At 64.7% G+C, this 21007-nt stretch carries 19 protein-coding genes; 8 read left to right on the top strand and 11 right to left on the bottom strand.

Annotation, left to right across the window (positions count from 1 at the left end; translation table 11 throughout):
* Positions 1-11: 11 nt before the first annotated feature.
* The 4 genes from B6V74_RS11120 to B6V74_RS11105 all read right to left on the bottom strand — a co-directional run bounded on the left by B6V74_RS11120 (position 12) and on the right by B6V74_RS11105 (position 5037).
* On the bottom strand, positions 12-1382 hold the full coding sequence (locus B6V74_RS11120) for an aspartate aminotransferase family protein (protein ID WP_075774882.1): 1371 nt from the start codon (positions 1380-1382) through the stop codon (positions 12-14).
* A 47-nt stretch (positions 1383-1429) separates the two neighbouring features.
* Positions 1430-2905, bottom strand: coding sequence for an NAD-dependent succinate-semialdehyde dehydrogenase (locus tag B6V74_RS11115; protein WP_088722813.1), 1476 nt, complete (start codon positions 2903-2905; stop codon positions 1430-1432).
* Between the two features lie 102 nt (positions 2906-3007).
* The gene (locus B6V74_RS11110) at positions 3008-3490 is read right to left on the bottom strand and encodes an Lrp/AsnC family transcriptional regulator (protein WP_075775114.1); all 483 of its coding nucleotides are present in this window, start codon (positions 3488-3490) and stop codon (positions 3008-3010) included.
* A gap of 68 nt (positions 3491-3558) precedes the next feature.
* Positions 3559-5037 carry an MFS transporter gene (locus B6V74_RS11105; protein WP_088722812.1) on the bottom strand — a complete coding sequence of 493 codons (1479 nt, stop codon included), beginning with the start codon at positions 5035-5037 and terminating at the stop codon, positions 3559-3561.
* 503 nt (positions 5038-5540) lie between these two features.
* Here B6V74_RS11105 and B6V74_RS11100 point away from each other — a divergent pair.
* Positions 5541-7412, top strand: a complete 1872-nt coding sequence (locus tag B6V74_RS11100) for an alpha/beta fold hydrolase (protein WP_088722811.1) — start codon at positions 5541-5543, stop codon at positions 7410-7412.
* Here B6V74_RS11100 and B6V74_RS11095 read toward each other — a convergent pair.
* On the bottom strand, positions 7409-8983 hold the full coding sequence (locus B6V74_RS11095) for a cisplatin damage response ATP-dependent DNA ligase (protein ID WP_088722810.1): 1575 nt from the start codon (positions 8981-8983) through the stop codon (positions 7409-7411). The two genes, B6V74_RS11100 and B6V74_RS11095, sit on opposite strands and share 4 nt — an antisense overlap.
* Positions 8980-9981 carry a ligase-associated DNA damage response exonuclease gene (locus tag B6V74_RS11090; RefSeq protein ID WP_088722809.1) on the bottom strand — a complete coding sequence of 334 codons (1002 nt, stop codon included), beginning with the start codon at positions 9979-9981 and terminating at the stop codon, positions 8980-8982. Before B6V74_RS11090 ends, B6V74_RS11095 begins: the two co-directional genes overlap by 4 nt.
* Positions 9982-10152: 171 nt before the next feature.
* On the opposite strand from B6V74_RS11090, the gene B6V74_RS11085 reads away from it, so the two are divergent.
* Entirely contained in the window at positions 10153-10524 is a 372-nt protein-coding gene (locus B6V74_RS11085) for a phasin family protein (RefSeq protein WP_075774876.1), read from the top strand.
* 127 nt (positions 10525-10651) lie between these two features.
* Here B6V74_RS11085 and mnmA read toward each other — a convergent pair whose 3' ends face one another.
* Positions 10652-11788, bottom strand: coding sequence for a tRNA 2-thiouridine(34) synthase MnmA (gene mnmA, locus B6V74_RS11080; protein ID WP_088718572.1), 1137 nt, complete (start codon positions 11786-11788; stop codon positions 10652-10654).
* A 131-nt stretch (positions 11789-11919) separates the two neighbouring features.
* On the opposite strand from mnmA, the gene B6V74_RS11075 reads away from it, so the two are divergent.
* From B6V74_RS11075 to B6V74_RS19220, 5 genes are all read left to right on the top strand, one after another.
* Positions 11920-12198 carry a DUF1153 domain-containing protein gene (locus B6V74_RS11075; protein ID WP_075774874.1) on the top strand — a complete coding sequence of 93 codons (279 nt, stop codon included), beginning with the start codon at positions 11920-11922 and terminating at the stop codon, positions 12196-12198.
* Between the two features lie 94 nt (positions 12199-12292).
* On the top strand, positions 12293-13006 hold the full coding sequence (locus B6V74_RS11070) for a response regulator transcription factor (RefSeq protein WP_075774873.1): 714 nt from the start codon (positions 12293-12295) through the stop codon (positions 13004-13006).
* A gap of 88 nt (positions 13007-13094) precedes the next feature.
* The gene (gene ligA, locus B6V74_RS11065; RefSeq protein ID WP_088722807.1) at positions 13095-15218 is read left to right on the top strand and encodes an NAD-dependent DNA ligase LigA; all 2124 of its coding nucleotides are present in this window, start codon (positions 13095-13097) and stop codon (positions 15216-15218) included.
* A complete protein-coding gene (recG, locus tag B6V74_RS11060; RefSeq protein WP_088722867.1) occupies positions 15215-17305 on the top strand; it encodes an ATP-dependent DNA helicase RecG in 2091 nt (696 codons plus the stop codon). The genes ligA and recG overlap by 4 nt, the downstream gene beginning before the upstream one ends.
* 113 nt (positions 17306-17418) lie before the next feature.
* Positions 17419-17541 carry a hypothetical protein gene (locus B6V74_RS19220; RefSeq protein ID WP_255266459.1) on the top strand — a complete coding sequence of 41 codons (123 nt, stop codon included), beginning with the start codon at positions 17419-17421 and terminating at the stop codon, positions 17539-17541.
* Between the two features lie 167 nt (positions 17542-17708).
* Here B6V74_RS19220 and B6V74_RS11055 read toward each other — a convergent pair whose 3' ends face one another.
* On the bottom strand, positions 17709-18137 hold the full coding sequence (locus B6V74_RS11055) for an iron-sulfur cluster assembly scaffold protein (protein ID WP_075774871.1): 429 nt from the start codon (positions 18135-18137) through the stop codon (positions 17709-17711).
* A gap of 61 nt (positions 18138-18198) precedes the next feature.
* Between B6V74_RS11055 and hisI the strand changes: the two genes are divergently transcribed.
* Positions 18199-18561 carry a phosphoribosyl-AMP cyclohydrolase gene (gene hisI, locus B6V74_RS11050; RefSeq protein ID WP_075774870.1) on the top strand — a complete coding sequence of 121 codons (363 nt, stop codon included), beginning with the start codon at positions 18199-18201 and terminating at the stop codon, positions 18559-18561.
* 28 nt (positions 18562-18589) lie between these two features.
* Here the strand turns inward: hisI and gluQRS are convergent, their stop codons facing one another.
* From gluQRS to trmFO, 3 genes are read right to left on the bottom strand one after another with little or no spacing between them, the layout of a single operon-like run.
* On the bottom strand, positions 18590-19438 hold the full coding sequence (gene gluQRS / locus B6V74_RS11045) for a tRNA glutamyl-Q(34) synthetase GluQRS (protein WP_088722806.1): 849 nt from the start codon (positions 19436-19438) through the stop codon (positions 18590-18592).
* Between the two features lie 21 nt (positions 19439-19459).
* Positions 19460-19654, bottom strand: coding sequence for a hypothetical protein (locus B6V74_RS11040; RefSeq protein ID WP_088722805.1), 195 nt, complete (start codon positions 19652-19654; stop codon positions 19460-19462).
* The gene (trmFO, locus tag B6V74_RS11035; RefSeq protein ID WP_088722804.1) at positions 19651-21000 is read right to left on the bottom strand and encodes a methylenetetrahydrofolate--tRNA-(uracil(54)-C(5))-methyltransferase (FADH(2)-oxidizing) TrmFO; all 1350 of its coding nucleotides are present in this window, start codon (positions 20998-21000) and stop codon (positions 19651-19653) included. Before trmFO ends, B6V74_RS11040 begins: the two co-directional genes overlap by 4 nt.
* Positions 21001-21007 lie beyond the last annotated feature (7 nt).

Raw genomic sequence — 21007 nt, 5'->3', positions numbered from 1 at the left:
GCCGAGGGGCCTTAGCCCAGCACCGATTTCACGGCATCGGCGGTGACTTCGATGATCTTGTCGGCCTCCGCCTCGGTCAGGCACAGCGGCGGGGCGAGGCCAAGGATGTCGCCCTGCGGCATCGCACGCCCGATCACGCCACGCTCGACCATCGCGCCTGCGATCTTCGCGCCGATCTTGTCGGAGGCGTCGAAGAAGGTGCGGTTGTCGCGATCCGAGACGAATTCCACTGCGCAGAGCATCCCTTCGCCGCGGATATCGCCGACATTCGCGTGCTCGCCGATGGCGGCGCGCATTTGGTCATTGAGGTATTTGCCGACTTTACCCGCATTCTCGACCAGACCCAGCTTGTCGATCAGTTCGAGGTTCGCGACACCGGCCGCCGCCCCGATCGGGTGTGCCGAATAGGTCCAGCCGTGTCCGATCGGCCCATTTTCGTCGGTGCCTTGCTCGAGCACTTTCCAGACCTTGTCGCTCACGATCGTGCCGGAGAGCGGCGCATAGGCCGAGGTCAGACCCTTGGCGATGGTGATCAGGTCGGGCTTCATTCCGTAGTGATCCGAGCCGAACATGCTCCCCAGACGTCCGAAGCCGGTCACGACCTCGTCTGCGATCAGCAGGATGTCGTATTTGTTCAGCACTTTCTGGATCGCCTCCCAGTAGCCTTTCGGCGGGGGCACGATGCCGCCCGTGCCCAGAACCGGCTCACCGATGAAGGCGGCGATGGTGTCGGGGCCTTCGCGTTCGATCAGCTGCTCCAGCTCCGTGGCGCAATAGGCGGTGAAGGCCTCTTCCGACATCGCCTCATCGGGGCGGCGGAAGTAATAGGGCGCCTCGGTGTGGACTACTTGGCTCAGCGGCAGGTCGAACTTCTTGTGGAACAGCTCCAGCCCCGTGAGCGAGCCGGTCATCAGCCCCGAGCCGTGATAGCCGCGCCAGCGCGAGATGATTTTCTTCTTCTCGGGGCGGTTCAGGATGTTGTTGTAATACCAGACCAGCTTGATGTTGGTCTCGTTCGCATCCGAGCCCGACAGGCCGAAATAGACCTTCGACATGTGATCGGGCGCACGGTCGAGGACCATATGCGCCAGCGTGATCGAGGCTTCCGTGCCGTGGCCGACATAGGCGTGGTAATAGGCCAGTTCCTTCGCCTGCTCGGCGATGGCCTCGGAGATTTCGGTGCGCCCGTAGCCCGCGTTCACGCAGTAGAGGCCTGCGAAGGCGTCGAGCAGCTTGTTGCCGTCGCGATCCTCGATGAAGACGCCCTTGCCGCCGGTGACGATGCGGTTGGGGGACTCGCCGCGCGCGTGCTGGGCGAGATGGGTCGAGGGGTGGAAGAAGCTTTCGCGATCCCACTTGTCGAGTTGGTCATTGGTCAGCAATTTTCTCTCCTTCTTCTTGTCTTGGGGCGTCCGGGCGGGCGGGGCGATCAGCCCCAGTCGCGGCAGACGTATTTGATTTCCATGAACTCCTCCATTCCGCGGCGCGAGCCTTCGCGGCCGAGGCCGGACTGCTTCATGCCGCCGAACGGGATCGGCGCGCCGGTGACCTTGGTGCGGTTGACCGCGACCATGCCGAATTGCAGCGCGCGGGTGGCGCGGTAGATGCGTTTCGGGTTCTGGCTATGGACGTAAGCCACGAGCCCGTATTCGGTAGCGTTGGCGCGATCGAATACCTCTTCCTCGGTGTCGAAGACGGTGATCGGAGCGACCGGGCCGAAGGTTTCCTCCTGCATGATCTTCGCGCTGTCGGGCACATCCGTGAGAACGGTCGGCGCGAAGAACAGCGGGCCGCGGTCGAGCCGCTTGCCACCGCAGGCCAGTTTCGCGCCCTTGGCCAGCGCGTCGGCGACATGCTCTTCCTGCTTGGCGACGGCCTTTTCGTTCATCAGCGGTCCGATATCGGGGTCGTCCATGCCGATGCCCACGCTCAGCGCCTGTGTGGCCTCGGTGAACCGACGGCAGAACTCTTCATAGACGGGGCGCTCGACATAGATGCGGTTCGCGCCGAGGCAGTCCTGACCGGAGGTTGCGAATTTCGCCTTGATGACCTCTTCCACTGCCCGGTCCAGATCGGCCCCCTTGAAGACGATGACCGGGGCGTGGCCGCCCAGTTCGAGGACCAGTCGCTTCACCGTCTGAGCCGATTGGCGATAGAGCAGGCGGCCTACTTCGGTCGAGCCGGTGAAGGACAGCGCGCGAACACGGGTGTCTTCTCCCCAAGGCTCGACGATCTCGGCGGCGTGGCCGGTAAGCACGTTGAACACGCCTGCGGGAAGTCCTGCACGTTCGGCCAGTTCCGCCAGCGCCAGCGCGGAATAGGGCGTCTCGTGAGAGGGATGCGCGACTACGGTGCAGCCAGCCGCGATGGCGGCGGCGGCCTTGCGGGTGAGCATCGCGGCGGGGAAGTTCCAAGGCGTGACGAGGCCCACGACGCCCACCGGTTCGAGCCACAGCTCCACCTCTGCGTCATGCAGATGCGAGGTGACGCCCTCGATATTCGGGCGCTTGGCCTCTTCGGCGTAATATTCGATGAAGCTCGCCGCGTAGTCGATCTCGCCCAGAGCTTCGCTCAGCGGTTTGCCCTGTTCGAGCACCATGATCCGCGCGAGGTCATCCTTGGCCTCGATGATCAGATCGAACCAGCGGCGCATAATCGCGGAGCGCTCCTGCGGGAGCGTCGTCGACCAATCGAGAAACGCGCGCTGTGCGGCATCGACGGCTTCTAGCGACTGGCTGCGGCTGAGTGCGGTGATGTCGCCCAGCCGTTCCGAGTTGGCGGGGTTGGTGACGGGGATCACCTCGCCCGTCTCGCCCGCGACCCAGCGACCGTTCACATAGGCAAAGCTGCGCAGAAGGCGCTTGTCGGCGATATCGGGACGGGCGGAAATGGCGGTATCGAGCATGAGAGACCTCCTTGGTTGAGATCACTCTGCGCCCGTTTTGACAGGGTAATAGTCCGAATGGGCTGCGCGGGCCCCGCATTTGGGCTGAAATACCGCCGACCGTCAGTCCATTTGGTCTGCGAAGAGGTCGAAGGGCGGCATGGCGGCGTTCTTCACCTCCTTCGTGACGATATAGGTGAAGTAGCGCGCGATCCCGATCCGCGCGTCCAGCATCGAGTCGATCAGCCGCTGATAGGCGTCGATGTCGCGCGTGACGATCTGCATCAGGTAGTCGAATCCGCCGCCCAGAGCCCAGCAGCCCACGACTTCGGGGTGCTGATCGAGCGACCGCTCGAAGGTCTGGAAACTGGCGGCGGTGTGATCGGCCAGTTCGGCGGCCACGAACAGCGTCACATGCGGCCCGAGCTTCTTGAGGTTGAAGGTCGCGCGATAGCCAGCGATGAGGCCCGCCTTCTCCAGCTTTTTCAGCCGGTCCCATGCGGGCGTCGGCGAGAGGTTGATCTTCTCGGCCAGCGCCGCCTTGGTGATGCGGCCCTCGCGTGCCAGCACGCGCAGAATTTCGATATCGCGGGGGTCGAGCTTGATCATGGCGCCACGCTACACCGGCTCAACGCCTTGTGCATCCCCGATTTTCCGGCTGCTCTCTTGGGGGCTCACTCGGCCGCTTCGCGCGCCTCCTTGGACTGCGGAGCGTGGAAGCGTTCGCGCGAGGAGCCGTAGGGCTCGACCGTCCGGCGCTTGCGACGCAGCCCGTCGGCATCGCCCCGGCGCAAGCGCATGAAATAAAGCGCCGAGAGCGGTCCCGTCGCACCCGCGATGGCAAATCCCCAGAGGAAAGCGTGGATCGGGATCATCTCGGCCCCGGTGGTGGTCGCGGCCGCCCCGGCGGTCAGTTCCAGCACCACGCCCGCCAGCGCGATGCCGAGCGCGAGCGAGACCTGACGGCTCATCGCGGTGAAGGCGGTGGCGGGGCTCATCTCGCGCAGGTCGAGATCGGCAAACCCGATTGAGTTGATCGCGGTGAAGACCACCGATTGCGCGGCGCCGCCGATCAGCAGAAGCGGGATCAACTGCCAGTCATGGATGCTGGTCACGGTGAGGAAGCCGAAGATCGTGGCGCCTCGGATCACAGCCGCCCAGATCATCACCCATTTGAAGCCGAACCGATCGAGGATGCGCGGCACGAAGGTCCGCAGGCTGACCGCGCCCAGGGCGTTCAACCCGGTCAGTGCGCCGGAGACCATCACGGAAGCGCCGAGCCCCAGCTGGAAGAACAGCGGCAGCAGAAGCGAGATCGCCCCGTTCGACAGCCGGAAGATCAGCCCGCCGGTAATCGAAACGTCGAACGTCCTGTGCCGGAATAGCCGCAGATCGAGAAGCGGCTCGGACGTATTGCGCGCGCGCAGCCAGTAGAGGACCAGCAGGGCCACGCCCGCGACGCTGAGGGCGACTGCGGCCTGCCACGGCAGGATATGCTCGCCCAACGCGGAAAACCCGGTCATCACGGAGGCCAGACCTACGGCAGAGAGCACGAAGCCCGGAAAATCGAATGGTTTCGGCTCGGGCGGGCCGTCGGCGGGCATGTGGCGCAGCGTCAGCCAGATCGCCAGCGCGCCCAGTGGCAGGTTCATCAGGAAGATCGAGCGCCAGCCAAGGAAGGTCGTCACCGTCGCGCCCACGAAGGGGCCCAGCGCCGGGCCGATCAGCGCGGGCAGGGTGACATAGACCATCGCGCGGGTCATCTCCTCCTTGGAGGTGTGGCGCAGCACGATGAGTCGGCCCACCGGGCTCATCATTGCGGCCCCGATGCCCTGCAGCGCGCGGGCCAGCACGAGCCCCGTCACGCTCGTCTGGATCGCGCAGAGGAGCGAGGCCACGAGAAACACACCCATCGCGGCCAGAAACGTTCGTCGTGCGCCGATCCGATCCGCGATCCAGCCGGAAATCGGCACGAAGGCCGCGAGCGCGATCAGGTAGGTCGCCATCGCCATCTTGAGCGACAGCACCGGCACCGAGAGGTCCCGCGCGATCACCGGGATCGCAGTGGCCAGCACGGTCGCGTCGATCAGCTCCATCAGGAGCGACAGCGCCACCGTCAGCGGAATGATATTTTCGCGAAGCCTGCTCAGCATGACCGGGCATAGCTAGCACTTTGCCGCGCGGTGTCACCCCGCCGGGCGCGCGCAGAGCGCCGTGCTCTATCGCGCAGGTGAGATCGGCAAAGAAAAACCCCGCCCGAGAACGGGCGGGGAGTTGGGAGTGATGGGGCCTGCTTCCGGGCAGGAGAGACGAGAGAACCCGGAAGCAGGTCGTCGCGGAAACCCGGGCAGGGAGGGGGAGAGAGAGAAACCCGGCCTTTCCGAATGTCGCGAGGCATCTGCGCTCGACGGCGATGTCCGGGGGGTGGCGTATCCCGGCCTGCCATCTTGCCTATGCCCTTGCGTCTCGAGATGTGCAGGGAGAACCGATGCAGCAATGCCGCAGTTCCGATATTTCATTCGCCTCCCGTTCATGTGAGATCGCGCCGGTTTTCCGTGAGGTGCCGCGGGCGCGTCCTCCCTTGCGTCAGGTCAAACCAATGTCATGCTTTCTGCGCTAGGTTTGGCGTGGAATCGCACAGGCAGGAGACAGCGGGATGAAGGATCTGGCCGGGGACAAGGTGCCGCCGCGCAAGGGGACGTCACGCAAGGGGTCGCCGCGCAAGGGCGCGACGGCGGGCGCGGGATCGGCCAATGTGGTGAGCAAGCTCGCGGGCGTCGATCAGCCCCGGACCGAGGAACACAGCGCGGCGCTGGCCTCCTTCGAGGCGCTCGACCGTCTCTCTCACGCGTTGATGGGCCGGGCCGAGGGCGGGCTGTCTCCGATCTCGCTGAGCCTCGCCTGGGCCGATTGGGCGACGCATCTGGCCCTCAGCCCCGGCAAACAGGCCGAGCTTGGCTGGAAGGCCGGGCGCAAATGGATGCACCTGTTGCGCGCAATGGCGCCGCACAGCAGCGACGATGTCGAGGCGCAGCCGCTCGAACCGCTGCCGCAGGACCGCCGTTTCTCCGCGCCCGACTGGCAGCAGTTTCCGTACTCCCTCTACGCGCAGAGTTTCCTGCATGCCCAGCAATGGTGGCACAACGCCACGACGGACGTGCGCGGGGTCGAGGCCCGGCACGAACAGATGATGCAGTTTTACGCGCGCCAATGGCTCGACATGGTGGCGCCCACGAATTTCATCGCGACCAATCCGCGAGTGATCGAGCGGACGTTGAAGGAAGGCGGGGTGAACCTCCTGCGCGGGGCGCGCTATTGGGGCGAGGATGCGGTCAAGGCGCTCACCGGCGATACCAAGCCGGAACCCACGCTGATCCCGGGGACCGATGTCGCGCTGACGCCGGGCAAGGTGGTGCTGCGCAACGATCTGATCGAGCTGCTGCAATACGAACCGCGCACCGAGAAGGTCCATTCGGTGCCGCTGCTGATCGTGCCGGCCTGGATCATGAAATATTACATCCTCGATCTGGAGGAGACGAATTCGCTGATCCGCTGGCTCGTGGGGCAAGGCTTCACCGTTTTCGCGATCTCTTGGAAAAATCCCGACGAGGGCGACCGCGATCTCGGCTTCGACGATTACCGCGAGAAGGGCGTGATGACGGCGCTCGATGCGGTCTGCGCGATCACCGGTGCGGAGAAGGTTCACGGGTTGGGCTATTGCCTCGGCGGGACGCTCCTGTCGGTCGCGGCGGCGGCGATGGCGCGCGATGGCGACGAACGGCTGGCCTCGCTGACGATGTTGGCTGCACAGGTCGATTTTACCGAGGCCGGGGAGCTGAGCCTGTTCACCAATGAAGACCAGCTGAGCCTGATCGAAGATATGATGTGGGAGGAGGGCTATCTCGACAAGACCGCGATGGCGGGTACTTTCACCATGCTCAAGTCGAAGGATCTGATCTGGTCGCAGGCGGTTCATACCTACCTGATGGGCGAGCGCGAGACGGACAGCGCGCTGGCCTCGTGGAGCCACGACGCGACGCGGATGCCCTACCGGATGCATTCGCAATATCTGCGCCGGCTGTTTCTCGACAATGATCTGGCAGAGGGACGAATGGATACGCGCGGCGTGCCGGTCTTCCTGCAGGATATCGAGACGCCGGTCTTCGCCGTCGCGACCGAGGCCGATCACATCGCGCCGTGGCACTCGGTCTTCAAGCTGACATGGTCTCTGCCGGGAGCGGTGAATTTCGCGCTGGTCTCGGGCGGGCACAATACCGGGATCGTGCGTCCGCCGGGTGCGCCGCGGGCGCATTACCGCCTGATGGAGCATCGCCCCGGCATGCCGCATCCCTCCGCCGTGGACTGGGCCTCGGAATGTGCGCCCCGCGAAGGGTCGTGGTGGGAGCCTTGGGCGAAATGGCTGCGCAAGACCGGGGACGGGTCCGAGATCGCGCCGCCCCCGATGGGCAAGGGGCGCAAATACCGCGCGCTCTGCGATGCGCCGGGGGCGTACGTGCTGACCCGCTAGGGCTGCTCGACCTCGGGCAGCATCGCGCGCAGCGTCTCGATCCGGTCGGCCTCACCTGGGGGTTTGTCCCAGCGGATTCGCGAGATGCGCGGGAAGCGCATCGCGACGCCGGATTTATGTCGGGTGGAGCGGTTGAGCCCTTCGAAGGCGACCTCCACCACCAGATCGGGTGACAGGGATCGCACCGGGCCAAAGCGTTCCACCGTGTGATTGCGCACGAAACGGTCGAGCTTGCGCAGTTCCTCATCGGTAAAGCCGGAATAGGCCTTGCCCACGGGCACGAGATGCTCTCCCTCCCAGACGCCGAAGGTGAAATCGGAATAGAAGCCAGAGCGTTTGCCATGCCCGCGTTGCGCATAGAGGATCACTGCGTCGATGATCCGCGGGTCGCGCTTCCACTTGAACCACGGCCCCTTGGGGCGGCCCGCCATGTAGGGCGTATCGCGACGTTTCAGCATCACGCCCTCGATCACCACCTCGGGCGGCGCTTCGCGTAACTCGGCGAGATCCTCCCAAGTGTCGAAGGGCAGCAGTTCCGAGACGTCGAAGCGCTCGGGGTTGAGATCAGCAACAAACGCCTCCAGCCGGGTGCGGCGGGCCTCGAAGGGCAGGGGGCGCAGATCTTCCTCGCCCGCGATCAGGATATCGTAGAGCCGCAGCGCCGCCGGGTGGGAGGCGAGCATCGCCTTGCCCGGAGATTTCCGCCCCAGCCGCTTCTGCAGATCGCCGAATGGCGCCACCTGATCGCCGCGCCGTACGATCAACTCGCCATCGAGCGCGCCATCGAATGCCATATGCGCGACTACATCAGGAAACGCCCCCGAAATATCCTCGCCGGTGCGCGAATAAAGCCGCCTCTCGCCGCCCTCGGCCACGGCCTGCACGCGGATGCCGTCCCATTTCCACTCGGCGGCGAAGTCGTCGGGCATCAGCTCGGTGAGCGCGTCGAGATCGGTGGGAGTCGACAGCATCACCGGACGGAACGGCGCAAAACCTGCGCGCTCGGGTTTTTCGCCGCCCTCGATCCAGTCGAAAAGCGGCTGATAGGGCGGCGATAGCCCGTGCCAGATTTCCTCGATCTCCTCAAGTTCGGGCGTGCCGAGCGAGGCCAGAGCCACCCGGGCAAGCCGCGCCGAGACGCCCACGCGCAGCCCCCCGGTCGCGAGTTTCAAGAGCGCATAGCGTTCCGAGGGCTCGAGCCGGTCAAGCCACCCGGCGATCAGCGGCCCGACGCGGGTCTTGGGCGTGTCCTGCAGGGTCTCGACGATCTCCACCAGATCTAGGTCCTGGGGCGTGTTTTCCTGCGGCCAGATGAGTGCGATCGTCTCGGCCAGATCGCCTACGTAGTCATAGGACAGCGCGAACAGCTCGGGATCGACCCGTTCGCCCACCATCGCGCGCAGCACCGCAGGTTGCGCGCGGCCCAGTTCCAGTTCTCCGGTGAGCGCCGCAAGCGCATAGCCGCGCTCGGGGTCGGGCGCGTGGCGCAGGTAATCGGCCAGCGCGTCGATCTTGGCGTTGCGCCCGGGCGTGAAGGCGAGACGTTCGAGAAGGACCGCGAAGGCTTTCATTCCGGCTCCTCCTCGTAGCCCACAAGATGGAGCGGACGGGCCACGCGCCCCTCCAGTTCCGCCCAGCGCATCAGCGCCTCCTCGCGGCCATGGGTGATCCACAGCTCGGACGGGTCGATCTCGCGCACCGTGCGCGTAAGGTCCACCCAGTCGATATGGTCCGAGATCACCAGCGGCAGCTCGACCCCGCGCTGGCGGGCGCGGGCGCGGATTTGCATCCAGCCCGAGGCGAAAGAGATCACCGGGTCGGCGAAGCGCTGCACCCAAGGCGAAGAAAAGGCCGAGGGCGGCGCGATCACCAGCGCCTCGCGCAGCTCCCGCGCCTCTGCCTTGTCCATCGTGGCGGGGCGCAGATCGCCCAAGGGGATGCCCTGCTCCAGGTGGTAGTCGCAGAGCCGCTGCAGCGCGCCGTGGATGTAGATCGGCGCGTCATAGCCCGCCTCGCGCGCGAGCATGATGACGCGCTGCGCCTTGCCCAGCGCATAGGCGCCCACCAGATGCGGTCGCTCGGGGGCTGCGCGCATCGAGGCCATCAGCTTCGCCATCTCTTCGGCAGGATCGGGATGCTTGAAGACCGGCAGCGCGAAGGTGGCCTCGGTGATGAACGTGTCGCAGGGCACCGGCTCGAAAGGCGCGCAGGACGGGTTCGCGACGCGCGCGTAATCGCCCGAGGCCACGATGCGCTGCCCCTTATGCGTGATCGCGATCTGCGCCGAGCCCAGCACATGCCCCGCCGGATGAAAGCTGACATCCACGCCCCCCACCGAGAGCGGCCCCTCGTAAGCCTGCCGCTGTCCTGCGAAATCCTCGCCATAGCGGATCGCCATGATCTCCAGCGTCTGGCGCGTGGCCAGTACATGCCCGTGGCCTGCGCGCGCGTGATCGGCGTGGCCATGCGTGATCAGCGCACGCGCCACGGGACGACTCGGGTCGATGTAGAAATTGCCGCTCGGGCAATAGAGCCCCTCGGGGCGCGGGATCAGAAGCGGCTCGGCCATCGGTCTTTCACTTACGGTAACGCTCGAAATGCATACGCGAGGGCGCGCGCCCGGCCCAAATTTTCGGCAATCGCCCTAGTGCAAGCTTTTCGCGCGACGATTGTTCCAAATCAAACGATCTTCGGCGCGCCCATGTTAGGGTTGCGCTATCCAGTCACAAGGGAGGCTTACATGGCAGAGAAGAAATCCCCACCCGGCATGAACATGGCCGGCTGCATGCCGGTGCCGGATATGGGTTCGGTAAGCTCGGTGATGGCACCGCAGCTCAAAATGATGGAATCGATGATCGCGCAGAACATCGAACTGCTCGAATTCCTGAAAGCCCGGTTCGAGCGTGATCAGGAGATGGTCAACCAGCTGTCGGAAACTGCCGATCCGATGCGCGCGATGACGCTCTGGGGTGAGTTCTGGCAGCGTACGGCCAGCGATTACACCGCCGAGATGACCAAGCTCGCCACCTCGATGACGGGGATCGCGGAACGCGCGGTGCGCTCTGCCACCGAAGAGGGCGAAGCGCTCGCCAAGGCGGTCGGAAAAAAGTGACGACTCGGGTCGGCAAGCACGGGGTGAGCCTCGGCGGCGTGCCGGTCTGAGCGATCCGAAAACGCGTTGGCGCGGCAAGCCGAAGGGGCTCGCCGCGCGCAGTGCCGCTTGCGGGCAGTCTGCGGGCTTACTTCTTGTAGATCCAGCCGCCGCCGAAGATGCGGCTGTCCTCGGGCGCGTAGAACACGCAGGCCTGTCCGGGGCTGACGCCTTCCTCTGGCACGACCAGTTCGACCTCGGCCTCGGTCTCCGAGACGGGGCGGATGATCGCCTCGCGCGGCGGGCGGGTCGAGCGGACCTTGACCTTCAGGTGCCATTCCTCGCGCGAGGTGAAGGGCTCGTCGCCTAGCCAGTTGATCTCGCGCACGGGGATGGTGCGGGTCGACAGCGCCTCTTTGGGGCCGACGACGACATGGCGCGTCTCGGGGTCGAGCTTCACAACGTAAAGCGGATCTTCCAGTCCGCCGATGCCGAGCCCGCGCCGCTGACCGATCGTGTAATGGATCACGCCGCGATGCTGGCCGAGCACGTTGCCCTCCATGTCGACGATATCGCCGGGATCGGCGGCGCCGGGGCGCAGCTTCTCGATGACGCTTGCGTAGTTCCCGTTCGGCACGAAGCAGATATCCTGACTGTCGGGCTTGTCGGCCACCGCCAGCCCGTATTTCGCCGCCAGTTCCCGCGTCGCATCCTTCGAGGGCAGGTGGCCCAGCGGGAAGCGCAGGTAATCGAGCTGCTCCGGCGTGGTCGAGAAAAGGAAATAGCTCTGATCGCGGTTCGGATCGGCTGCGCAATGCAACTCGGGCCCGGCCGCGCCGTCCTTGCGCTGGATGTAATGGCCCGTCGCCATGCAATCGGCATCGAGATCCTTCGCCGTCTCCAGCAGATCCTTGAACTTCACGCGCTCGTTGCAGCGGATGCAGGGCACCGGCGTCGCGCCACCCAGATAGGCGTCGGCGAATTCGTCGATCACCGCCTCGCGGAACGTGTTCTCGTAATCGAGCACGTAATGCGGGAAGCCCATCTCCTCGGCGACGCGGCGGGCATCGTGGATATCCTGCCCCGCGCAGCACGCGCCTTTCTTGGCCAGCGCCGCGCCGTGGTCGTAAAGCTGTAGCGTCACGCCCACCACGTCATAGCCTTCCTCGGCGAGTTTCGCGGCCACGACCGAGCTATCGACGCCGCCCGACATGGCGACGACGACGCGGGTGTCCGCGGGCGGTTTGGCGAAACCGAGCGAATTGAGCGGCAGATCCTTGGGCATGATGAAGCGTCCTTTAACGAGACGTGCAGCAATATAGGAAAATGCGACCCACTCTCAACCCCGCGTTTCACGCAGTGTTAACGGCGTGCGCACCAATGTGGCCGGCGTGAAGAGCTTGAAGGGGTGAGCCCATGTATCTCAAGAAAGTCGACGGCCCGCGCGCGGTGACCCTCGCCGACGGCACGATCCTGACCCGTGCCGATCTGCCTTCTCCGAAAACCCGAAGATGGGTGGCGAGCCGAAAAGCCGTAATCGTGCAGGCGGTCGCGCATGATCTGATCTCGCGCGATGAGGTGCTGGAGCGCTACGGGCTCTCCGACGAGGAGCTCGACCTCTGGATCGAAGCGATCGAAAGGCACGGGATTCAAGGGCTTAAGGTGACCGCGATCCAGAAGCTCAAACAGCTTTAGGTTGCACCCTCGCGGAAACGTGAGAAGGTAACCCGGTGTTAACCATTTGATGTAAGTCTCGACCTGATCGAGGGATTAATGCGGAGAACCCAGAATGCGTATTTTATTGGTGGAAGACGACCCGACGACCTCGCGCAGTATCGAATTGATGCTGACCCATGCGAATCTCAACGTCTATTGCACCGATCTGGGTGAAGAAGGCATCGATCTCGCGAAACTCTACGATTACGACCTGATCCTGCTTGACCTCAATCTGCCCGACATGAACGGGCACGAGGTGTTGCGCCAGCTGCGCCTGTCGAAGATCGACACGCCGATTCTGATCCTCACCGGGGCCGACGATACCGAAAACAAGATCAAGGGATTCGGCTTCGGCGCCGATGACTACATGACGAAGCCCTTTCACCGCGAGGAACTGGTGGCGCGTATTCACGCGATCATCCGCCGGTCCAAGGGCCATGCGCAGTCGATCATCCGCACCGGCAAGATCTCGGTCAATCTCGATGCGAAGACGGTCGAGGTCGATGGCAAACCGGTGCATCTGACCGGCAAGGAATACCAGATGCTCGAACTCCTGAGCCTGCGCAAAGGCACGACCCTGACGAAGGAGATGTTCCTCAACCACCTCTATGGCGGCATGGATGAGCCTGAATTGAAGATCATAGACGTTTTCATCTGCAAGCTGCGCAAGAAACTCGCCGATGCCACCGAGGGCGAGAATTACATCGAAACCGTCTGGGGCCGTGGCTACGTGCTGCGCGATCCCGACCCTTCGGAGTTGGAGCGGCGCATCGCCATGGGCGCCTGACTTCACAAAGCCGGCGATCTCCGTCGTCACGGCTCTTTACGCCCCCTCGGCGCTTGCCTAAACCAAGGTCAGCACGAGGGGGTTTTCCATGTCCGAGCCAAGCCGCACCGAGATCGACGCGCTGAGCGAGGCCGAGGCCCGCGCAGAAATGCCCAGCCTGATCGCCAAGATCGAGGCGGCCAATACCGCCTATCATACTCATGATGCGCCCGAGATTTCGGATGCGGAATATGACGCGCTCAAGCAACGCCTCGCAGCGATCGAGGCGAAATTTCCCGCGTTGAAATCCGAGCAATCGCCCACCGAACAGGTTGGCGGCCAACTCGCGGAAGGCTTCGGCAAGATCACCCATGCGATCCGCATGATGAGCCTGGCCAATGCCTTTTCTGACGAGGAGGTGACCGAGTTCGACGAAAGCGTCCGCAGCTTCCTCGGTCTGAAATCCGACGCAAAGCTAAACTACACGGCCGAGCCGAAGATCGACGGGCTGTCGCTCTCGATCCGCTACGAGAAGGGCAAGCTGATCCATGCCGCCACGCGCGGCGACGGTGCGGTCGGCGAGAACGTGACCGAGAACGCACGCACCATCGACGACATTCCGACCTCGATCGCGGATGCGCCGGACGTGCTGGAAGTGCGCGGCGAAGTCTATATGAGCCATGCCGATTTCGACGCGCTCAACAGCCGCAACGAGGCCGCGGGCGAAAAGCGTTTCGCCAATCCGCGCAACGCCGCCGCTGGATCCTTGCGCCAACTCGACCCGAAAGTGACCGCGTCGCGCCCTCTGAAGTTCTTTGCTTATGCCTGGGGGGAGCTTTCCGCGCCGCTGGCCGAGACCCAGATCGAGGCCATCGCGCGGCTGCAATCCCTCGGCTTCCAGACCAACCCGCTGACCGAGCTTTGCGACGGACCTGCTGACATGCTCGCCCATTACCGCGAGATCGAGGCAAAGCGCGCCACGCTCGGCTACGATATCGACGGCGTCGTCTACAAGGTGAACGACCTCGCGCTGCAGCGCCGCCTCGGCTTCCGCTCGACCACGCCGCGTTGGGCGATCGCGCATAAATTCCCCGCCGAGCTTGCCTGGACGCAGCTCGAAGGGATCGACATTCAGGTCGGTCGCACCGGCGCGCTCTCGCCGGTCGCGCGGCTGACGCCGGTGACGGTGGGCGGCGTGGTCGTCTCGAACGCGACGCTGCATAACGAGGATTACATCGCCGGGCGCGATTCCAAGGGCGCGGAAATTCGCGGCGGCAAGGATATCCGCGTCGGCGACTGGGTGCAGGTCTATCGCGCGGGGGACGTGATCCCGAAGATCGCCGATGTCGATCTCGCGCGCCGCCCCGAAGACGCGGTGCCCTACGACTTTCCGACCCATTGCCCTCGCTGCGGATCCGAGGCGATCCGCGAAGAGGGCGATGCGGTGCGCCGCTGCACCGGCGGGCTGATCTGCCCCGCGCAAGCGGTCGAAAAGCTGAAACATTTCGTCTCGCGCGCGGCTTTCGACATCGAAGGTCTCGGCGCGAAACAGGTCGAGCAATTCTACGAGGATGGCTGGATCAAGGAACCCGCCGACATCTTCACGCTGGAAGAGCGCTACGGGCAGGGCATCCAGCAGCTCAAGAACCGCGAGGGCTGGGGAGAGAAATCGGCGCGCAACCTCTTTGCCGCCATCGCAGAGAAACGCAGGATTCCGCTGCAACGCCTGATCTTCGCGCTCGGCATCCGTCATGTCGGTGAGACGAGCGCAGGGATGCTTGCCACACATTACGGCACATGGGACGCATTCGAGACCGCGATGACGCAGGCAGACTGCGGCCAGGGCCCGGAATGGGACGATCTGATCTCGATCGACGGGGTCGGCGAGACACTCGCGACCTCGGTCGTGACGACGTTCCAGCAAGAGGCCGAGCGCGCCTCGATCGACCGTCTTACCGCACATCTGAGTGTCGAGGAGGCCGAGAAGCCGAAATCCGACAGTCCGGTTTCGGGCCTCACCGTGGTTTTCACCGGCACGCTGGAGAAGATGACCCGGGCCGAGGCGAAGGCGCGGGCCGAGGCGCTTGGCGCGAAGGTCTCGGGGTCCGTCAGCGCCAAGACCGACCTGCTCGTCGCGGGGCCGGGCGCTGGATCGAAAGCCAAGAAAGCGGCCGAGTTGAACATCCGCGTCATCGACGAGGATGAATGGATCGCGCTCGCGGGGGGCGCATGAGCACCCGGCCCTCCGAACTGTTCGAGCTCTTCGCCGAGCTCGACAGTCTCGCGGGCGTTGGTCCGAAAACGGCCAAGCATTTCGAAGGGTTGGGGATCACCCGCCCGCGCGACGTGTTGTTCACCTTGCCCTATTCGGTGATCGACCGCCGTCCTGTCGCGACCGTGCAAGGCGTGCCCGCGGGCACCACAGTCACCGTCGAAGTGACGATCGGCGCCCATAGTCCTGCGCGCAAGCAGGGCGCGCCAGACCGGGTTCTATGCCATGACGCGCAGGGCGACATCACGCTGGTCTTCTTCCGCGCGCGGGGCGACTGGCTCGCGAAACAGATGCCCAACGGGGCGCGGCGGATCATTTCGGGCAAGCTCGAGATTTATGACGGGCAGGCGCAGATCGTGCATCCCGATTACATCCTGCCGCCCGAAAATGCGGGCGAGATGCCCCGCTTCGAGCCGGTCTATCCGCTCACCGCGGGCGTCACGCAAAAGCTGATGGCGAAGGCGGCGGAGGGGGCCTTGGCGCGTGCGCCGGACCTGCCCGAATGGATCGACGCTGCGCTCAAACGCCGCGAGGGCTGGCCGGATTGGCGCGACGCGGTGCAAACAACGCATCACCCTGAAAAGATTGACGATCTCGCGGCCACAGCGCCGGCGCGCGCGCGCCTCTCCTATGACGAGCTTTTCGCGCATCAGATGACACTCGCGCTCGCCCGACGCCAGTCGCGACGCAAGAAGGGTCGGGTGACGCGCGGCACCGGCAAGCTCTCGGCGCAGGTTCTGGCCAGCCTGCCGTACAAGCCGACCGGTGCGCAGACCCGCGCGATCGCCGAAATCGCGGGCGATATGGGCTCCGAGCGGCGAATGAACCGGCTGCTGCAGGGCGATGTCGGCGCGGGCAAGACGCTGGTCGCCTTCATGGCGCTGCTGACGGCGGTCGAGGCTGGCGGGCAGGGCGTGATGATGGCGCCCACGGAAATTCTCGCGCGCCAGCATCTGGAAGGTCTGGCGCCGCTGGCCGAGGCGGCGGGCGTCCGGCTGGAGATTCTGACCGGACGCGACAAGGGGGCGGAGCGGGCGCGCAAGCTCGCCGATCTGGCCTCGGGCGCGATTGGTATCCTCGTGGGCACCCATGCGGTTTTTCAGAAAGACGTGGAATTTCAGGATTTGCGGCTTTCCGTGATCGACGAACAGCATCGCTTCGGTGTGGCGCAACGGATGGAGCTGGGTGCCAAGGGGCAGGCGGTCGACGTGCTGGTCATGACCGCGACGCCGATCCCGCGCTCGCTCGCGCTGGCGCAATATGGTGACATGGATGTGAGCCTTCTCGACGAGAAGCCACCGGGTCGGACGCCGGTCAAGACCGCGCTCGTCGCGATGGAGCGGATGGGAGAGGTGGTCGAGCATCTGCGCAAGGCGGTGGCCGAGGGGCGGCAGGCTTATTGGGTCTGCCCGCTGGTCGAAGAGAGCGAGCGGGTCGATCTGAGCTCCGCCACCGACCGCTTTCTGGCGCTGCGCGCAGCGCTTGGCGACGATGTCGTGGGGCTGGTTCACGGCCAGATGCCCTCCGCCGAGAAAGACGCCGCGATGGCGGCCTTCGTGAAGGGGCAGACCCGGGTGCTGGTCGCGACGACGGTGATCGAGGTGGGCGTGAACGTGCCCAACGCCTCGATCATGGTGATCGAGCGGGCCGAGAGTTTCGGTCTCGCGCAGCTCCATCAGCTGCGCGGGCGGGTCGGGCGCGGCGCTGCGGCCTCGACCTGCCTGATGATCTACCAGAGCCCGCTGAGCGAGACGGCAGAACGACGCCTGTCGATCCTGCGCGAAAGCGAGGACGGGTTCCGCATCGCGGAGGAAGACCTCGCCATGCGGGGCGCGGGCGATGTGATCGGCACGGCGCAGTCGGGCCTGCCGCGTTTCCGCGTGGCGGACCTTGAACGTCAGGCCGGTCTGATGGCGGTGGCGCAGTCGGATGCGCGCAAGCTCCTGTCCGACGATCCCGAGCTGAGCGGCCCGCGCGGACAGGCGGCGCGGGTGCTGCTGTGGCTGATGGAACAGGACCGCGCGATCCGCCTGATCGGCATCGGCTGAGCCCGGTTCGACTCACGTTCTCCCCCTAGTGTTCTCAAATGTTCCTAAAAAGTTCTTTACACGCGACGTCAATTATGAGAACAAAGTAGCAACAGAGGGAATGGAGGTGCCAGATGGCCAAGGAAATCAAGGAGCTTCTCGACCGCAATCACAGCACGCTGCTGGCCGACGCCGTAGGGGGCATCGCGCTTTGCGCAAGTTTCATCATGGCGCTTTGGCTGCCGGGGCTCCTCTAAGCCCGACCTGTCTCATCGTTACTGCCTCGCGCTTTTTGGCTGCCGCACCTGTCCCAAACCCGCGGCTTTGCCTGTCCCCCAGGCCCCGCCTGTCCGTAAAGCGCAACCTTCAGCCGCCGCTCTTTCGAGTGGCGGCTTTTTTATCGCGTAGGAGAGAGTTTAGCGGCTCAGCACTGCTCGAGCGCTTCGAGCGTCGCCTCGGGGGCGAGCAGGATCGAGCCATGCCGGTTGGGGTAGTCGCGCGCGGCTTGCAGTACTTCATAATCGCCGAAGGGCGCATCGGGGACAGGGCCGCCCTTGAGCATCTCGGCCAGCTGATCGCGCAGCTTCGCGATCTCATCGCGCGTGCGGCCCACGACCTGGGCCCCGAAGATCGCAGCCGAGGCCTGACCCAGCGCGCAGGCATGTACGGTCTGGCTATAGCCGGTCACGCGGCCGTCTGCGCAGGTCAGCGCGACTTCGACTGTGGAGCCGCAAAGCGGCGCGCGCTTGCGCATGGTCACGTCGGGCTCGGGCAGCGGATCGGTGCCCGGCATATCGGCGGCCAGCGCCAGAATACGCTGCGAATAGAGCTTGATCAGATCGGTGTCGCTCATCTCTTTCCCCTTCGGCCCGTCCGGCGTAGATAGGACCTGAGCCACAGGAAGGAAAGAGCCGATGCCATTCGATCCCGCCAGCTTGACCTATGACGCCAACGGTTTGATCCCCGCCATCGCGCAGGATGCGCTGTCCGGCGATATCCTGATGATGGCATGGATGAACGCTGAGAGCGTTGCGAGGACACTCGAAACAGGGCGCGTAACCTATTGGTCGCGCTCGCGGCAATCGTTCTGGGTAAAGGGCGAGACCTCGGGCCATGTGCAGCGCCTGCGCGAGATGCGGGTGGATTGCGACCGCGACACGCTTCTGGTGCTGGTGGAGCAGGAAGGCCCGGCCTGCCACACCAATCGCCGGTCGTGCTTCTATACCGCGATCCGCGATGGCGAGGAGGTCGAGATCCTCACGCCGATGGAAGATTGAGAGCGACCCTTCGGGGAGGATATTTCCGTCAAGAGGAAGCGGGTAGCCCGACCATGCGGCGAATCTCGTCCGGGGTGATCCCATCCTCGCGGTATTTCGCAATCGCGCGGGCGTCGTCGCGCTTGGCGAGGCGCTTGCCGTTTTCATCGCGGATAAGCTCGTGATGGCAATAAGTTGGCGTGAGAAGTTCGAGTAGTCTCTGAAGCAGCACGTGGATCTGCGTGGCGTCGAACAGGTCTGCGCCGCGTGTGACATGGGTAATGCCCTGTGCGGCATCATCTAGCACCACGGCGAGGTGATAGGACGTACCCATCTCGCGGCGTGCAAGCACGACATCGCCCACCTTGTCGATCAGATCGGCGCGAGAGATGTGATGCGTGCCTTTGTGCAGCGCGCAGATTTCCTCGAAGCGGATATCGCGGGCGGCGCGGGTCATATTCAGCCGCAAGGCGCTTTCAGGCAGCGGAGCCCCGGGTCGGCGCGCGCCGCTGTCGCGGCAGGTGCCGGGATAGATCAGGCCGTCGGGCCCGTATTGCGCGCCTTCCTGCGGTGCGGAGGCCGCCGCCTCGATATCGCGGCGGGTGCAGGAGCATGCAAAGAGCAGATCGCTTTCCCAAAGTATTTCAAGGGCTTCGCGATAGAAGTTCAAGCGATCCGATTGGCGCAGAACCGGCCCGTCCCAAGACAGCCCGAGCCAGTGTAGATCGTCGTAGATCTGCTGTTCCCAGTGCGGGCGCGCGCGGCTCTGGTCGATGTCTTCGATGCGCAGCAAGAACTGCCCGCCGGCCTTGCGCGCCATGTCATGCGCTAGGATCGCGCTATAGGCATGGCCCAGATGCAGCGGGCCCGTTGGCGAGGGGGCGAAGCGTGTGATCATCGACGCGCGCACCCTGCCAAATCAGCCGCCCGCGCGGCGATCCGCATGCGCCTGATAGATCAGGATCCAGGCGAGCGCGATGAACATCGGATGCGTCAGGCCACCCGAGAAGATGATCGCCGGAACCCAGACCACGAAGACGAGGATCGCAAGGAAGATGCGCCCGATCAGCAGGATCGAAAGCGGTGGCAGAAACAGGGCCAGAACGTAGTTCATACGGTCTCTCCTTGATGTGCCAGCCAGTCGCCGAAGACCGTCTTGGCGCGATCGGTATAGGCCTTGTAGCGGTCTTTGCGGCCACGCCGCCCGCCCTTGGCGTCGATCGGCGGGAAGAGCCCGAAATTGACATTCATCGGTTGGAACGTCTTCGCCTCGGCCCCGCCTGTGATGTGGGTGATCAACGCCCCCATCGCGGTTTCGGGTCCCGGCGGCGGCAACTCGCGGCCCTGAAGCTCCGCAGCGGCCATGCGACCCGCCAGAAGGCCCATCGCGGCGCTTTCGACATAGCCTTCAACGCCGGTGATCTGGCCCGCGAAGCGCAGGTTCGGGTGCGACTTGAGCCGCATCTGAGCATCGAGGAGCGTCGGCGAATTGATGAAGGTGTTGCGGTGAATCCCGCCGAGACGCGCAAACTTGGCATCCTGAAGTCCCGGAATCATCCGGAAAACAGAAGCTTGCGCGCCGTACTTCATCTTGGTCTGGAAGCCCACGATATTGTAGAGCGTGCCGAGCGCGTTGTCGCGGCGCAGCTGCACCACCGCCCAAGCCTTGGTCTGCGGATCGTGCTCGTTGGTCAGGCCGACCGGTTTCATCGGCCCGTGGCGCAGGGTCTCGCGACCGCGTTCAGCCATCACCTCGATCGGCAGGCAGCCGTCGAAATAGCCCGCGGTCTCGCCCTCGTGGAACTCGGTCTTGTCGGCCTCGAGCAGCGCGTCGATGAAGGCCTCGTATTGGTCCTTCGTCATCGGGCAGTTGATATAGGCCGTGCGCTCTTCCTCGGTCTCGCCCTTGTCGTAGCGCGACTGGCGCCATGCGACGGACATGTCGATCGTGTCGGCATAGACGATGGGCGCGATGGCGTCAAAGAAGGCCAGTCGCTCTTCGCCGGTGGCTTGCAGGATAGCTTTGCCGAGGCTCTCAGACGTCAGAGGCCCGGTCGCAAAGATCCATTTTCCCTCTGAAGGAAGCTCCGTAACTTCTTCCTCCGTAAAGGAAATGTTCTCGTGGGCGCGAAGCGCCTCGGTCACCGATTGCGAAAACGCCTCGCGGTCCACGGCCAGCGCGCCGCCTGCGGGCAGACGATGCTTACGCGCGGTCTCCATGATCAGCCCGTTCGCGGCGCCCATCTCCCAATGGAGTTGACCCACGGCGTTGCGTTCGTGATCGTCCGAGCGGAACGAGTTCGAGCAGACCATCTCGGCATAGTTGCCGGTCTGGTGCGCGAAGGTTTCGACCTTGGGCCGCATCTCGTGCAGCACCACGCGGATGCCGGCATTCGCCGCCTGCCAGGCCGCTTCCGAGCCCGCCATGCCACCGCCGACGATATGGAGTTCTTCTGTCATGGCCGCT

This window comes from Thioclava sp. F42-5 (assembly GCF_002213195.1).
Taxonomy (GTDB): domain Bacteria; phylum Pseudomonadota; class Alphaproteobacteria; order Rhodobacterales; family Rhodobacteraceae; genus Thioclava; species Thioclava nitratireducens.
This window is presented reverse-complemented; position numbering and strand designations above follow the sequence as displayed.